The 13,783-nt window shown below is 63.8% G+C and carries 12 protein-coding genes; 11 read left to right on the forward strand and 1 reads right to left on the reverse strand.

What is annotated here, in order from left to right:
* Window positions 1-139 precede the first annotated feature (139 nt).
* The 11 genes from IU367_RS11575 (at window position 140) to IU367_RS11625 (ending at window position 12,519) form a co-directional block, all read left to right on the forward strand.
* The gene (locus tag IU367_RS11575) at window positions 140-1,090 is read left to right on the forward strand and encodes an AAA family ATPase (protein WP_103470834.1); all 951 of its coding nucleotides are present in this window, start codon (window positions 140-142) and stop codon (window positions 1,088-1,090) included.
* Window positions 1,081-1,977 carry a DUF58 domain-containing protein gene (locus IU367_RS11580; protein WP_274451945.1) on the forward strand — a complete coding sequence of 299 codons (897 nt, stop codon included), beginning with the start codon at window positions 1,081-1,083 and terminating at the stop codon, window positions 1,975-1,977. The genes IU367_RS11575 and IU367_RS11580 overlap by 10 nt, the downstream gene beginning before the upstream one ends.
* Entirely contained in the window at window positions 1,962-2,513 is a 552-nt protein-coding gene (locus IU367_RS11585) for a DUF4381 domain-containing protein (protein ID WP_274451946.1), read from the forward strand. The genes IU367_RS11580 and IU367_RS11585 overlap by 16 nt, the downstream gene beginning before the upstream one ends.
* Complete coding sequence (locus tag IU367_RS11590) at window positions 2,510-3,517, forward strand: VWA domain-containing protein (RefSeq protein WP_274451947.1); 1,008 nt, start codon at window positions 2,510-2,512, stop codon at window positions 3,515-3,517. Before IU367_RS11585 ends, IU367_RS11590 begins: the two co-directional genes overlap by 4 nt.
* Window positions 3,518-3,541: 24 nt before the next feature.
* Complete coding sequence (locus tag IU367_RS11595) at window positions 3,542-5,059, forward strand: vWA domain-containing protein (RefSeq protein WP_274451948.1); 1,518 nt, start codon at window positions 3,542-3,544, stop codon at window positions 5,057-5,059.
* A complete protein-coding gene (locus IU367_RS11600; RefSeq protein ID WP_420796482.1) occupies window positions 5,056-6,585 on the forward strand; it encodes a BatD family protein in 1,530 nt (509 codons plus the stop codon). The genes IU367_RS11595 and IU367_RS11600 overlap by 4 nt, the downstream gene beginning before the upstream one ends.
* 36 nt (window positions 6,586-6,621) lie before the next feature.
* On the forward strand, window positions 6,622-7,212 hold the full coding sequence (locus tag IU367_RS11605; RefSeq protein ID WP_274451949.1) for a sigma-70 family RNA polymerase sigma factor: 591 nt from the start codon (window positions 6,622-6,624) through the stop codon (window positions 7,210-7,212).
* A complete protein-coding gene (locus IU367_RS11610) occupies window positions 7,205-7,948 on the forward strand; it encodes a DUF3379 domain-containing protein (RefSeq protein WP_274451950.1) in 744 nt (247 codons plus the stop codon). Before IU367_RS11605 ends, IU367_RS11610 begins: the two co-directional genes overlap by 8 nt.
* Before the next feature lie 409 nt (window positions 7,949-8,357).
* Complete coding sequence (locus IU367_RS11615; RefSeq protein ID WP_098984128.1) at window positions 8,358-9,656, forward strand: outer membrane protein transport protein; 1,299 nt, start codon at window positions 8,358-8,360, stop codon at window positions 9,654-9,656.
* Window positions 9,657-9,909: 253 nt separating this feature from the next.
* Window positions 9,910-11,166, forward strand: coding sequence for an outer membrane protein transport protein (locus tag IU367_RS11620; protein ID WP_098984129.1), 1,257 nt, complete (start codon window positions 9,910-9,912; stop codon window positions 11,164-11,166).
* 129 nt (window positions 11,167-11,295) lie between these two features.
* Window positions 11,296-12,519, forward strand: a complete 1,224-nt coding sequence (locus IU367_RS11625) for an EAL and HDOD domain-containing protein (protein ID WP_098984130.1) — start codon at window positions 11,296-11,298, stop codon at window positions 12,517-12,519.
* On the opposite strand, the gene IU367_RS11630 is transcribed toward IU367_RS11625, so the two are convergent.
* Complete coding sequence (locus tag IU367_RS11630; RefSeq protein WP_274451951.1) at window positions 12,516-13,679, reverse strand: thiolase family protein; 1,164 nt, start codon at window positions 13,677-13,679, stop codon at window positions 12,516-12,518. The genes IU367_RS11625 and IU367_RS11630 overlap by 4 nt on opposite strands.
* Window positions 13,680-13,783: the final 104 nt, after the last annotated feature.

Consider the following 13,783-nt stretch of genomic DNA (forward strand, 5'->3'; position numbering starts at 1 on the left):
CCACATCTTAACAATCCACTCACAAATTTCATACGGCTGATTGAAACTAAATTGCCCCCATCTTTGCACCCTCCCTCGCCCTTGGGGGCCAACTGGAGTATAAAAAGATCAACCTCCATAAAAACAACGGGTTCATCACATGGCAGCGGCCGAGTTCAGAGCGCTTGGGGACTATCTTGGCAGTCAAATTCTGGGACAGGGAGCACTGATAGAGGGGCTGCTGATCGCCCTGCTATGTGAAGGACATGTGTTAATCGAAGGGGCCCCAGGTCTTGCCAAGACCCGCGCCGTCAAGGCGCTGGCCGGGGCCGTGGAGGGGCGCTTTGCCCGCATCCAGTTTACCCCCGACCTGCTGCCTGCCGATCTGACCGGCAGCGAGGTGTTTCACCCGCAAGATGCCAGCTTCGTGTTCCAGCCCGGCCCATTGTTCAACCATCTGGTGCTGGCGGACGAGATCAACCGGGCCCCTGCCAAGGTGCAATCCGCGCTGCTGGAGGCCATGGCCGAGCACCAGATCACGGTGGGCAAGAAGAGCTGGCGCCTGCCACCGCTGTTCATGGTGGCGGCGACGCAAAATCCGATAGAGCAGGAAGGAACCTACCCGCTGCCGGAGGCCCAGCTCGACCGTTTCCTGCTCAAGCTGCTGGTGGATTACCCCAGCCCCGCCATGGAGCTCGCCATCTTGCAACTCAACGCCCGGGGCGAACAACTGACGCCACCGCCAGTCACCCTGAGCCAGGCCGACCTGCTGGCGGCCCGCTCGGCGGTACAGGCAGTCCAGATGCAGGGGCGGCTAGAGCACTATCTAGTGCAGCTGGTGTGCGCCACCCGCCCGGGCAGCGGCCTGTGCCCCGAGCTTGAGCCCCTCATCGCCGTGGGTGCCAGCCCCAGGGCCAGCATAGGCCTGGCACGCGCCGCCCGCGCCCAAGCCTGGCTCGCCGGACGGGACTTCGTGCTGCCGGAGGACATACAACAGCTGGCGCCGGCCATACTGCGCCACCGCCTCATTCCCAGCTATCAGGCGCTGGCAGACAACCTGGACAACGACACCCTGATCGCCCGGCTGCTGGACGCGATACCGTGCCCCTAACTCCCTACCCGGATCCCCGCGCGCATGCCGATATTGCCCTCACCCTGGCCCAGTTGCTGGCCATCCGGCTGTGGGCGAGACAGGGGCCGAGGGCGCGTGTCCAGCCGGCCCAGCAGGGCAGACTTGGCCGCATGCCGGGACTCACCTTTCGCGAGCTGCGCGCCTATCAGGCGGGGGATGAGGTGCGCCACATCGACTGGCGGGTCACAGCACGGCTCGGTCGCCCCTACACCCGACTCTATAGCGAGGAGCAGGATCAGGCCCACTGGCTGCTGATTGATCTCTCCCCTGCCATGTACTTCGGCTCACAGGTGCAACTCAAGGCCCGGCTGGGCTGCGAGCTGGCAGCAGCCCTCTTGTGGCAGGGGGAGAAACAGGCCAACACCCTGATCTGCCACGGCGTTGAGTGCCATGTCCAGCCCCAGCACGGCTCCCTGGTACCCTTGCTGGAGGCCCTTTGCCACCACTATGACAAGGGGCTGGATCGCACGCCCCTGCCGCACTCGCTGGCCCGGACCCTGGCACGGCTCACCCTGCCCCATGGCGCCAGATTGACGATCATCACGGATCACCAGCCCTGCGATGAGCCACTCCGCCAACAGTTGCAACTGCTCGGTCGCCGCCACGACATCCATTGCTGGCAGATCCGGGATCCGCTGGAGGCAAGCCTGCCCGCGCAGGGACGGCTGGCGGTGCAGGCGGGCAGACAACGCGGCTGGCTCGATGCCACTCAGCCCGGCTTTGCCCACCGCTACCAGCGAGCGGCCGAGCGACTGGCCAGGCAGTGCCATCAGCAATTGTTGCCGCTGGTGCAGCGTCTCTACCGGCTCGACAACGGCCAGCCGCTGCAGCGTCAGTGGCAGGAGGGTGCATGTCGCCAGTTCTGAGCCTGCTCGCCGCCGTCTCAAGCGCGCCACCCATGTCTGCGCTGGCGGCGCAGCTGCGCGATATCCATCCTGGCCCCATGTTGACCCAGGCAGCGGATCCCCGCCTTCAGGGCTGGTGGGCGCTGCTGATCATGCTGCTGATGGGGGCGCTGATCGGTGCAGCCCTGCTCAGCCTGCTGCGCTATCGCCGCTGGCAGCGACAAATCGACTGGGAGGCGCCCGAGCTGGTGCCCAGATTGCAGGCAGTGCTGCGCGAGGCCGCCCTTGGCCGCTGGCCCGAGGCGCGCACCTTGCAAGGAGAAGCTTGGCTCGCGTTTCTGGACAGACAGGGCGGCAGCCAGTTTCGTGAATTTGCGACCCTCTGGCCACACTGGCTCTACGGCCAGGGGATACCGGATGCCCGCCAGTGCGAGGCGCTGCGCCGCGCCTACCTCAGCTGGGGGCGAGCCTGCTGCTGCCTGCCACCTGGGGTGATCGCATTCAGACGCCGCTGGCAACAGGGCCTGACGCGCCTGCGCATCAGGAGCTCGTCATGATCCTCGCCTGGCCCTGGTTTGCGCTGGCCCTGGCGCTGCCACTCCTGGTGCGCTTCGGCCTGCCACCACGTTCAACCGGCCCGCACAGCGGCGCTGCGCTGGCACACGACGGCTTTCCTCTGTTGCGTGCCCATGCCGGCCAGCCACTGTGGCGCATGGCGCTGTGCTGGTGCGCCCTGGTGCTGGCGCTGTGCCGTCCCCAATGGCAGGAGCCGCCCATCGTCAGCTACCAGAGCAGCCGGGATCTGATCCTAGCGGTGGATCTCTCCGACAGCATGCGCACCCAGGACATGCTGGATGAGGGGGAGCAGCGGGACAGGCTCAGTGCGGTGCGCCAGCAGATAAGTCAGCTGATCCAGGCGCGCCCCGGCGATCGCATCGCCCTCATCGTCTTCGCCGATCACGCCTACCTGCTCTCGCCCCTGACCCAGGAGACCCAGGCCCTGCTCACCCTGGCCCGCGAGCTGGACTTCGATCTGGTGGGCCGCACCACGGCGCTGGGGGAAGCCATACTGCTGGCCCGCCAGCACGCCGACCCCAAGCGTCCTACCGCCCTGCTGCTGGTCACAGATGGTCGTAACACCGCAGGCAGCGCCGATCCCCTGAGCGAGGCCAAACGGGCCGCCGCCAGCGGCATGACCCTCTATACCCTGGGGGTGGGGGCCGATCCCGATACCTTTGCCGAGGCACTGTCCCCGGCACTGGCTCCGGCGCAGAGCGATCCCAGCGCCGAGCTGGACGAGGCCCTGCTGCAACAGCTGGCCAAGGTGGGCCATGGCCGCTATTTCCGCGCCCGCACCCAAAGCGATCTCGCTGCCATCAACCAGACCCTGGATACCCTGGAGCCCATCGCCACGCCCCACACCCGCTATCGGCCAAACGTGGAGCTCTACCCCTGGCCGCTGGCACTGGCCTGGCTGCTGCTGAGCTGGCCCGCCCGGCTGCGCTGGCCCCGCTCCTTGCGTCTGCGCTTGCGACCGCCACGGGAGCAGGCTCATGATTAAGCCCCCCTGCCAGGCATGGCCGTCATGGAGCTGATCCTGTTGCGCCCGCTCTGGCTGCTGGCCCTGCTGCCCTGGCTGTGGCAGGGCTGGCGTCGCCGCCGGCAGCCACAGCTGCTCGCCCCCGCCATGCAGGCCTACCTGCTACCGGGCCGCCGACGTACCCTGCCCTGGATCTGGCTGGCGGGCCTGCCCGTCATACTGGCCCTCAGCGGCCCCGCCCTGCGCCAGCAGAGCCAGGCCATACCGACGCCGGCCCTCGACATCTGGTTGCTGGATCTCTCCCGCTCCATGCTGGCCACCGATCTGCTGCCGGACAGGGCCACCCGGGTGCGGGTGCTGCTGCAGGATATGCTGGCCGAGGCCCGCTCGAGCCAGGAGGGACGCCCCATCGCCCTCATACTGTTTGCCGGCGATGCCTACCTCGCCATGCCCGCCACCCGGGATCACCAGGCCATGGCGCTGCTGTTGCCCGACCTGCGCCCGGCCATCATGCCCAAACAAGGGAGTACGCCCGAGCGCGCCGTGGCGCTGGCGCTCGGCCAGATCCCCCCGGGCCAGCAGGCACGCCTGCTGCTGGTCACCGATGGTCTCTCGGCGAGGCAGGCAGACCGGATCCGTGCGCTCTGGCCCTGTCAGGGCAGCCTGTTTTGTCATGAGCGGGCGGCGCCCCGTCTCGACATACTGCTCGCCAACGGCGGCAAGATCAGCAGGCTGCCGCCGGCCGCCAGCGAGGTACAAGGCGTTGGCGCCCCCTTCGGCCGCGAGCTGCCCGCCCCCGATGTGGCGACCATGCAGCAACTTGCCAGCGAGCTTGGCGGTCAGTTGCAATGGCTGCAGGCCGGGCTGCCACGCTTTGCGCCCCTGCCCATGAGCCAGACGCTGACGGCCCATCAGTCGCGGGATCTCGGCCCCTGGTTGCTGCTGCCCCTGCTGCCGCTCGCCCTGCTGGCTCGCGTCGGCACGCTCTGGCTGCTTCTGCTGGTCGCAGGCGCGGGTCTTTTCACCCCACCTCCCTCGCAGGCCAGCCCAGCCCCTGCGCTCTCCGCACAGGAGAGCCAGGCCTGGCAAGCGTTCCAGCAGGGGCACTATCTGGCGGCGGCTCGCCGCTTCCAGGACCCCGTCTGGCAGGGGAATGCCTGGTACAGAGCCGGTGACTACGCCCGGGCCGTCACCGCCTACGCCAGTGCGAACAGTGCCACCGCCCACTACAACCGGGGCAACGCGCTGGTGCAGCTCGGGGATCTGGTCGCCGCCGAGCAAGCCTATCTGGCGGCGCTGGCGTTGGAGCCGGGCCACCAGGATGCGCTCTACAACCTCGCCCTGCTGCGGGCCCAGCCGCCCCAGGCCAGCCCGGCAGCGCAGGATCCCAAGCCCATCGACGCCCCCGAGCAGGCCGCCACCCCGGACGCGCCGCTGCCGCCAGCCCCCCCTGTGGTACTGCTGGAGCAGCGGCTGCGCAAGGAGGCCCAGCGTCGCCAGCAGCTCAAGGAAGAGGTAAAAGGCACCTGGCCTTCAGCGCTGAAAGGGGATGACACCTGGTGAAGATCAATCCTCTGTGGCCTTGGCTGCGTTGCTGGCTGCTGCTCTGCCTGCTGTCAACCCCGGCCCTGGCCGCGCCGCCCAGGGCCGAGCTGTTGCCGGGGGCCGACAGCCGTGACTGGCTGCTGATCATAGAGGCGGACGGGGAGCGCCAGAGCAACGAACTCGCCATTGCTCCCCTGCTGCGCCAGTTCGCGGTGGGCAAGGTGACCATGAGCCGGGTCACCACTCCCGTGCACAGCCTGACCCGCTGGCAGATCCCGCTGCACACCCTGGATACGGGCCCCGGGGTCGTGCCCTCCCTGTCACTTGGGCCGGAGCAGACCCCGGCCTTGCCCCTGCCAAAGCGCAGCCAGGCGGGCACGCTGGCAGCCCAACCCAGCCAGCCCATCTCCCCCATAGAGCTGCAGGCCAGGGTGCTGCATCAGGGGCCGCTCTATCCGGGCCAGCCCTTCATCTATCAGCTCAGCCTCTGGCTGCCCGCCAACATGGAGGCCCCCAATCTCACAGAGCCGGCCAGCGACGCTTTCACCATCCGCCGCCTGGGAAACGATCAGTGGCAGGCTCCGGCGGGGGCGGGATTGCCGGGTCGGCTGACCCGCAACTGGCTGCTGCAGGCCAGGGAGCCCGGGCTGCATCCGCTGGTGTCGCCGCGCTTTCAGGGCCGCCTGCCCCAGGATAACGGCACCAGTGACCCCCTCTCGGCCAGAGCGGCCACCCTGTTTGTGAAAATCGACCAGGCGCCGCAGCAACCCGTGGCCAGCCAGCTGACTCTGAGCCAGCAATTGAGCCCGACCTCGGGCGCCAGGGAGGGCGAGCCTGTGATCCGCACCCTGACGCTGGTGATGGAGGGCGGTGATGGCAACCGGCTCACCCTGCCCGGGCTCACCGGGCCCGCGGCCCTGCCCGCCGGCATGCAGGCAAGACCGGATGGGGAACAGCAGCAGGAGCGCTTTCTCGCCAAGGGGGCGCTGCGCTTCGAGCGCCAATGGCGTCAGGCCCTGACGGCCACGGCGCCAGGCGACTACCTGCTGCCGGCCATCACCCTGCCCTGGTTCAACACCCGGAGCGGGCGCATCGAATATGCCCGCCTGCCCGCCACCCCGCTGCGCATAGAGGCGGGCGCACAGGCACAGGAAGCCTTCACCGACCCAAGCCATGAGAGCCTTCACTGGGTGATCTGGGCCCTGCTGCTGCGGGCCCTCTGGCAAGGGTGGCCACGCTGGCACACCTTCTATCGCTTGCAGCGGGCATTGCAGCGCGAGGATGCAAACCACGCCAGAGCGGCCCTGCTGGCATGGGCCAGCCTGCGCTGGCCACGGCGCCATACGCACCTCAGCGGCTTGCCCTGTCGCCATGCCCCCGCGCTTGCCGCCGGACTCGCCACGCTGGATCGCGCCTGTTTTGCCACCCAGGTCACCCCCGCCGACCGTCAGCGCCCATGGCAAGGCCTCGCCGGCCCGCTATGCGCGTATGAAACTTTTGCGATAGCCTATGGCCTCAGGCAACTGGCCCGCCTGGGTCACTGACCCTTGAGGACCCTCATATAAAAAGGAAGCCCAGCGATGGCGTTAGGTTTTTTCAGAAAAAAAGGTGCCACGGTCGGAAAGGATCCCACTGCTTCCCCGGTCTATGGATACATGGCAGACAAACAGACCAAATACGAAGCCCTGGTGCATGCCCTGCACGGGGACATTTATCGCTACGCCTACTGGCTGTGCCGGGATCCGCAGGTGGCGGAGGATCTGGTGCAGGAGACCTTTCTGCGCGCCTGGAAGGGCATAGACTCGCTGCTCGATGACAAGGCCGCCAAGGCCTGGCTCATCACCATATTGCGACGGGAAAATGCGCGCAGGTTCGAGCGCAAGCAGTTCGATCTCATCGATCTCGACGAGCATCCCCAAAGCGATCCGGATGCCTTGCACAACGAGCAGGAGATGGAGAACGAGTGGCTCAGACGCCACATAGCCCGCCTGCCCGCCGAATATCAGGAGCCTCTGCTGTTGCAGGTGCTGGGGGGCTTCAGCGGCGACGAGATAGCGGCGCAACTGGGATTGAACAAGAACACCGTCATGACTCGCCTGTTTCGGGCCCGCAACCAGATCAAAGAGGCCATGGAGTCAGCGACACAACAGAGAGGACACACCAATGGATGAGCTGGAATTTCGCCGTCGGGCCATCGCCCATCCGCTGGAGCATGACCCCGCCTTTGTCGACGCGGCGCAGGCCTCCCCCGCCAATCGCAAGCATCTGGACGAGATGAAGCAACTGGATCGTCGCCTGCATCAGGCGCTGGAGGTCGAGGTACCGGCCGGGCTGGCCGAGCGCATCCTGCTCAGACAGGCGCTGGAGGCCGAGCAGGAAAGCCTGGTTCCCCTGCCGGTGCGCCCGCGCAGCCACTGGCGTCCGCTGGCCATGGCCGCTTCGGTCGCCTTCCTGCTCGGCATGAGCACCCGCTGGCTCAGCTGGCCGCTGACACCGCCCGCTGAACTCTCCCTCGCCCAGGTCGCCATGGCCCACGTCTACGGTGAGGAACCCTTCATCAAGGATGTAGATGAGAAGGTGAGCCTGCGCACCATCAACGCCAAGATGGAGAAATACGGCGCCACCCTGATGGGCATGCAGGGCCTTAAGGTCACCTACGTCAATCACTGTGCCTTCTACCAGGGACCGGCGCTGCACATGGTGTTCCAGGGCAAGATGGGGCCCGTGACCCTGTTCCTGGTGCCCAAGCATGTGCCGCTCACCCTGCAGCCCACTTTCGAAGATGGCCAGCTCAAAGGGGAGATAGTGCAACTCAAGGGGGCCAACATGGTGTTGATCGGCGACATGCAGGAGCCGCTGGATCCGGTGGCGCAGGCGCTGGAATCCCGTCTGCACTGGTCGATTTAACAGGGGTTAACCCAATCCTGACTCGCACCGCATAGAGTCAACTACACGGGCAGACAATCCGGTTGTCTGCCCGTTCCTCTCCATTCCCACCACAATCCTCACTCATTTGCCGCCCAATCACCGCAAATGGTCAAAATTATTTTTGTGACGCAGATCATCCTTAACGCTCAGATTTCACTCAATAAGTGGCAAAAGAGACTATTTAAACGCCAAGTTAAAACAAATGATTAACACAATAGACACTTTTATGTATTCTGCTGTCACTGGTCTGATTTCTTACCTCCTACCAGATCCATAGAATCACGCCAGAATTGAATGGGAAGAAGCTGAAATAACAACAGATCTTGTCGTATACGGTGGCAAAAAAGCCCTGATGCTGACAGAAAATCTGCCTACAAGAGAGAACACTATGACAACTGCCTTTTTCAAAAAGAGCCTGATCGCTGCCGCCGTCACCCTGGCCAGTACCCAAACCTTCGCCGCCGCGTTCCAGTTGAACGAACACTCAGCCTCCGGTCTGGGTCGCGCGTATGCAGGGGAAGCCGCCGTGGCGGACAACGCCTCCGTGTTGTCCCGCAACCCGGCAGCCATGACCCGCTTTGACAAGATGGCACTCTCCGTCTCCGGCACCTATATCAAGCCGGACGTGGATGTAAATGGTGATATCTATGCCGGCTCCACCAAGTTGGCAAGCGCCAGCGAAAGCGGTATCGCACCGAGCGCCTTCGTGCCTGCTACCTACTTCATCCAGCCGCTGAACGACCAGTGGGCCTGGGGCATCGGCATGTTCTCCAACTACGGTCTGGCCACCGAGTACTCCGACAACTTCAACGGGGGCTCAGTTGCCGGCAACACAGAACTGCTGACCTTCAACATCAACCCGAACATCGCCTACCGCGTCAACCAGCACTTCAGCGTCGGTGCCGGTCTGAACCTGGTGTATGCCAAGGCTGAATTGAACCGCCGCGCCGGTGTACTGGCCGCCGTACCGCCGCTGAGTGGCGTGCCGGGTATCGGCAAGGACACCATCGTCAGCCACCTGAAAGGAGATGACTGGGGTTACGGCTGGAACGTGGGCACCATGTATGAGGTGAACGAGAACAACCGTTTCGCCCTGACCTATCGCTCCCAGGTAGATCTGAAGTTCAAGGGTGACTATCAGGGCACCTCCTCCGGCTTCAAGACCGTCAGTGGCGAACTGCCGCTGGATCTGCCAGCCCAGGCCGAGTTCGCCGGTTACCACCGTCTGAACCAGCAATTTGCCGTTCACTACTCCGTCAACTGGACCGACTGGAGCGCCTTCCAGGAGCTCAAGGCCACCAGTGACCAGTGCAAGAGCACCGACGGTGCTGGCGTCTGCCTGTACAAGCCGGAGAAGTTCAAGGACTCCACCCGTTACTCTCTGGGCGGTACCTGGTACGTCAACCCATCATGGGAAGCGCGTATCGGCTTCGCCTACGACAAGACCCCGATCGAGCCGGAATATCGCAGCCTGAGCATCCCGGATTCCGACCGCGTATGGTACAGCGCCGGTGCCACCTACCACATCGACAAGGACATGAGCGTCGATTTCGGCATGGCCTATCTGGACGGCAAGAAAGTTGACGTCAACGAGAAGCTGGTCGAAAGCAATGAAGCGCTGCGCTGGAAGGGTACCTCCCACGGCAACGCCTTCCTCGCCTCCGCTCAGTTCAACATGAAATTCTGATCATCTGCCTATCGACAAGAGCGCCTGCGGGCGCTCTTTTTTTATGCAAAATTCCATTTTCAGCGTACAGATGTAGCAAACAGTTGTACGCTTTTCCTTTTTTATCAAGCTATTAGCGCCCTATCTCTCAGCATTTAATCTTGTTTTTCTCCCCACGGCTCCCCTGCCGTTGCCTTACTGGTCATACCATATAAAATCCTGCACCCAACCATAAGACAGATTGAACGCCGAGTTCACTTTCAAGGACCATTCAATGCACTCCATCATGAAGCCGTCTCTCATCGCCCTGCTGGTGCTGTCAAGCCAGGCCCAGGCGGCAGGTTTCCAGCTGGCTGAACAATCCGCCACCGGCATGGGCCGCGCCTTCGCAGGCGAGGCCGCCATCGCCGACAATGCCAGCGTGCTCTCCCGCAACGCCGCCGCCATGACCCGTTTCGATCGCATGGCCTTCTCCGGCGGCTTCATCTATGTGCGCCCCGATGTCAACATCGAAGGGATCACCCGGGTGCCCACCGCCATGGGACCCGTCACGCTGGATGCGAGTGCCCACGACATTGCCGATGATGCCTGGGTACCGAATGCCTATCTGATAGTGCCGCTCAACGACCAGTGGCGACTGGGGCTGGCGGCAACCTCCTACTACGGCCTCGGCGTCGAGATGCCGGACAATTACAATGCCGGTCACTTCGGCAATGTCTCCGACATCAAGACCCTGGATCTGGGGGCCTCGCTGGCCTATCGCATCAACCGTGCCTGGTCCGTCGGTGCCGGCCTCTCCGCCATTCAGGGGGAAGGAGAAGTGGGCGGTACCTTCCCCTCCAACAACAAGATCGCCAAGCACCTGAAGGGAGATGGCTGGGCCATGGGCTGGAACCTGGGCACCCTGCTGGAGCTGTCTGATGCGACGCGTATCGGCCTCTCCTACCGCCACGACGTGACCCTGAAGCTTTCTGGCGATGCCATCGGCATCGATCAAAATGGTCAGCCCTTTACCGATACCGGCAGCCTGGAACTGCCCCTGCCCGCCACCGCCGAACTGGCGCTGTTTCACCAGCTGACACCCAGCCTGGCGCTGCATTCAAGCATCAACTGGACCAACTGGAGCAAGTTCGTGCAGCTCGAATCCGAGCTCGACCACCACGGTGTCATGCATATCAAGGACGAGCACTGGGAAGACAGCTGGCGCTACGCCCTGGGCCTGACCTATCAGCTGGCGCCGCAATGGCAACTGCGCTCCGGCCTGGCCTATGACCGCAGTCCGGTGCCGGCGGATCGCCGCACCATCTCCATCCCTGACTCTGATCGGGTCTGGTACAGCGCCGGGGTGGGTTACCAGATCGACCGCAACCTCTCGCTGGATCTGGGCCTGACCCTGATCGATGGCAAGAAGGTGGATGTGACCGAAACCATGCAGCTGAAACCCGGGATCCCGCAGACTACTTCCACCTTCCAGGGTACCTCGGAAGGGGATGCCTGGCTGGCTGGCCTGCAGTTGAATTACCTCTTCTAGTCCAAGCCGGGGCAGATCCTCCTCCCATACAAGCACTATGCCAGTTATTGACCGTTTCCGGCCCGGCAGCACTGGCATAGTGCGCATCTTCACAATAAAATCAATCCAGTACCCACACTGGAGAGATGCATGTATTCATACGTAGCAAGGCAGCCCATCCTGGATCGGGAGTTGAATACCCACGCCTATGAGCTGCTGTTTCGCGACAGTCTGAATAATGTCTTTCCGGTGATCTCCTCTCAACAAGCCACAGCCAGACTGGTGGTCGAGCAGTTCCTGCAACAGAACATAGATCAGCTGCTCGGTGGCCGTCCCTGCTTCATCAACTTCCCCCACTCCCTGTTGCTGGAGGGGCTGGCCGAGTGCCTGCCACAAGAAAAGGTGGTGATCGAGATCCTAGAGGATGCCGATCCCGATGATGCCCTGCTGGCCAAGGTGCAGCAGTTGCATGAGCTGGGTTATCAGCTGGCGCTGGACGACTTCACCATGTCGGACGAGTGGGAGCGCTTCCTGCCCTATATCCACATCATCAAGTTCGATCTGCGCGCCACCTCACTGTTGCGGATCAAGATGTTCATCCAGCAGCATAAACATCTGAAGCTCACCTATCTGGCGGAGAAGGTGGAAGACAAGGCGGAGTTCGAGCGGGCAAAACGGCTCGGTATCGATCTGTTCCAGGGCTTCTTCTTCAGCCGGCCCGAGATGGTGAAACAGGCCACCATGGAGCCCGCCCAGGTGGTGGTGATGCAACTGCTCAACGTGGTCAATCAGGAGGAACCCGACCTCAATCGCATCGAGCAACTGCTGAGTCAGGACATCTCCCTGTCGCTCAAGCTGCTGCGTTACGTCAACCACCTGAAGAGCCACGCCAACCCCATCTCCTCCTTTCGCCAGGCCGCCGTCTATCTTGGCCACGCCCAGCTCAAACGCTTCGTGACCCTGGTCGCCGCCACCAGTGCGGGCCACGGCAAGAGCGCCGAGCTCTATCAGATGTCGATGATCCGGGCCCGTTTCTGCGAGCTGCTGGCCCACGCCCATGCCCCTACCCAGCAGGCACAGCAAGCCTTCATCACAGGCTTGTTCTCGCTGCTGGATGTGCTGATGGAACAGCCGATGGACAAGCTGCTCGGCACCATTCCCCTGATCGAGGAGATCCGGGTCGCCCTGCTGGAACGCAAGGGCAACCTGGGGTTTTATCTCTCGTTCTGTGAGGATTATGAGAGTGCGAACTGGCAGCGCATCACCGCCAGAACGGCCCGGCTCGGGCTCAATGAAGAGAAGGTCAGCCAGCTCTATCTGGCCGCCACGGCCTGGGTCAACCAGCAACTCCAGGCCATGGCGGACACGGATTAACCCAGCTCGAGGGCAACCGCCGTTGCCTCTCCCCCACCGATACACAGACTAGCCACTCCCCGCTTCAGGCCGCGCGCGCGCAACGCATGAATCAGGGTAACCAGGATCCGGGCGCCGCTCGCCCCCAGGGGATGACCCAGCGCGCAGGCCCCGCCGTTCACGTTAACCTTGTCATGGGGCAGCTTGCAGCCCGCCATCGCCAGCAGGCTGACCATGGCAAACGCCTCATTGATCTCGAACAGGTCCACCTCTTCCACTCGCCAGCCCACCTTGGCCAACAGGCCCTTGATGGCACCGACCGGGGCGCTGGTGAACTCGGCAGGCGCGGCGGCATGGCTCTGATAACCCACCAGATGGGCCAGCACCGGCAGGCCCAGTTGCGCCGCCGTCTCGGCCCGCATCAGGATCAATGCCGCCGCCCCATCCGAGATGGAGCTGGCGTTGGCCGCCGTGATGGTACCGGTCTTGCTGAATGCCGGTTTCAGATGGGGGATCTTCTCGGGCCTGGCCTTGGCAGGCTGTTCATCCTCGGCGAGCAGCAGGGCATCTCCGGCCATCACAGCTGCCAGCTCGGCCTCGAAGGCACCGCTATGTTGCGCCGCCAGGGCCCGCTCGAGCGAGGCGATGGCAAAGGCGTCCATGTCGGCGCGGGTCAGTCCGGCGCGATCGGCGCTCAGCTGGGCATAGTGGCCCATCAGCTGGCCCTCATAGGCATCCTGCAAGCCATCGAGGAACATGTGATCCAGCACGCTCTGGTGCCCCATCCGAAAACCGCTGCGCGCCTTGTCGAGCAGATAGGGCGCGCGACTCATGCTCTCCATTCCTCCGGCGATCACTATGTTAGTGTCACCGAGACGCAAGCCATCTGCCGCCAGCATCACCGCCTTCATGCCGGAGCCACACACCTTGTTGACCGTGGTGCAGGGCACGCTGTCCGGCAAGCCGGCCTTCAGCACGGCCTGACGGGCGGGCGCCTGCCCCACCCCGGCGCTGAGCACATTGCCCAGATAGGCTTCGTCGATTTGATCGCCTCTGAGCCCGGCCTGCGCCATGACGGCGGCGATGGCACAAGCACCCAGCTCGGGGGCAGTCTGGTTGGCCAGGGCCCCCTGAAAGGCCCCCATGGGGGTACGTTTGGCCGCAACAATCACTATATCCATCAATTGCACTCTCCTTGTTACATAGACATAACATATGCTGCCACCGCAGCCGGAACAAGACTTGCGGGGCAGTTGACGTTTGGGTAAGGTGCCAGCCTGCATTG

It is taken from the genome of Aeromonas bestiarum (assembly GCF_028751155.1).
Lineage (GTDB): Bacteria > Pseudomonadota > Gammaproteobacteria > Enterobacterales > Aeromonadaceae > Aeromonas > Aeromonas bestiarum.

Bases quoted from the DNA above. Each gene is read 5' to 3' on its own strand.
- IU367_RS11575 (WP_103470834.1), top strand. From the start codon at position 140: ATGGCAGCGGCCGAGTTCAGAGCGCTTGGGGACTATCTTGGCAGTCAA.
- IU367_RS11605 (WP_274451949.1), top strand. From the start codon at position 6,622: ATGGCGTTAGGTTTTTTCAGAAAAAAAGGTGCCACGGTCGGAAAGGAT.
- IU367_RS11585 (WP_274451946.1), top strand. From the start codon at position 1,962: ATGTCGCCAGTTCTGAGCCTGCTCGCCGCCGTCTCAAGCGCGCCACCC.
- IU367_RS11610 (WP_274451950.1), top strand. From the start codon at position 7,205: ATGGATGAGCTGGAATTTCGCCGTCGGGCCATCGCCCATCCGCTGGAG.
- IU367_RS11590 (WP_274451947.1), top strand. From the start codon at position 2,510: ATGATCCTCGCCTGGCCCTGGTTTGCGCTGGCCCTGGCGCTGCCACTC.
- IU367_RS11630 (WP_274451951.1), bottom strand. From the start codon at position 13,679: ATGGATATAGTGATTGTTGCGGCCAAACGTACCCCCATGGGGGCCTTT.
- IU367_RS11615 (WP_098984128.1), top strand. From the start codon at position 8,358: ATGACAACTGCCTTTTTCAAAAAGAGCCTGATCGCTGCCGCCGTCACC.
- IU367_RS11595 (WP_274451948.1), top strand. From the start codon at position 3,542: ATGGAGCTGATCCTGTTGCGCCCGCTCTGGCTGCTGGCCCTGCTGCCC.
- IU367_RS11620 (WP_098984129.1), top strand. From the start codon at position 9,910: ATGCACTCCATCATGAAGCCGTCTCTCATCGCCCTGCTGGTGCTGTCA.
- IU367_RS11625 (WP_098984130.1), top strand. From the start codon at position 11,296: ATGTATTCATACGTAGCAAGGCAGCCCATCCTGGATCGGGAGTTGAAT.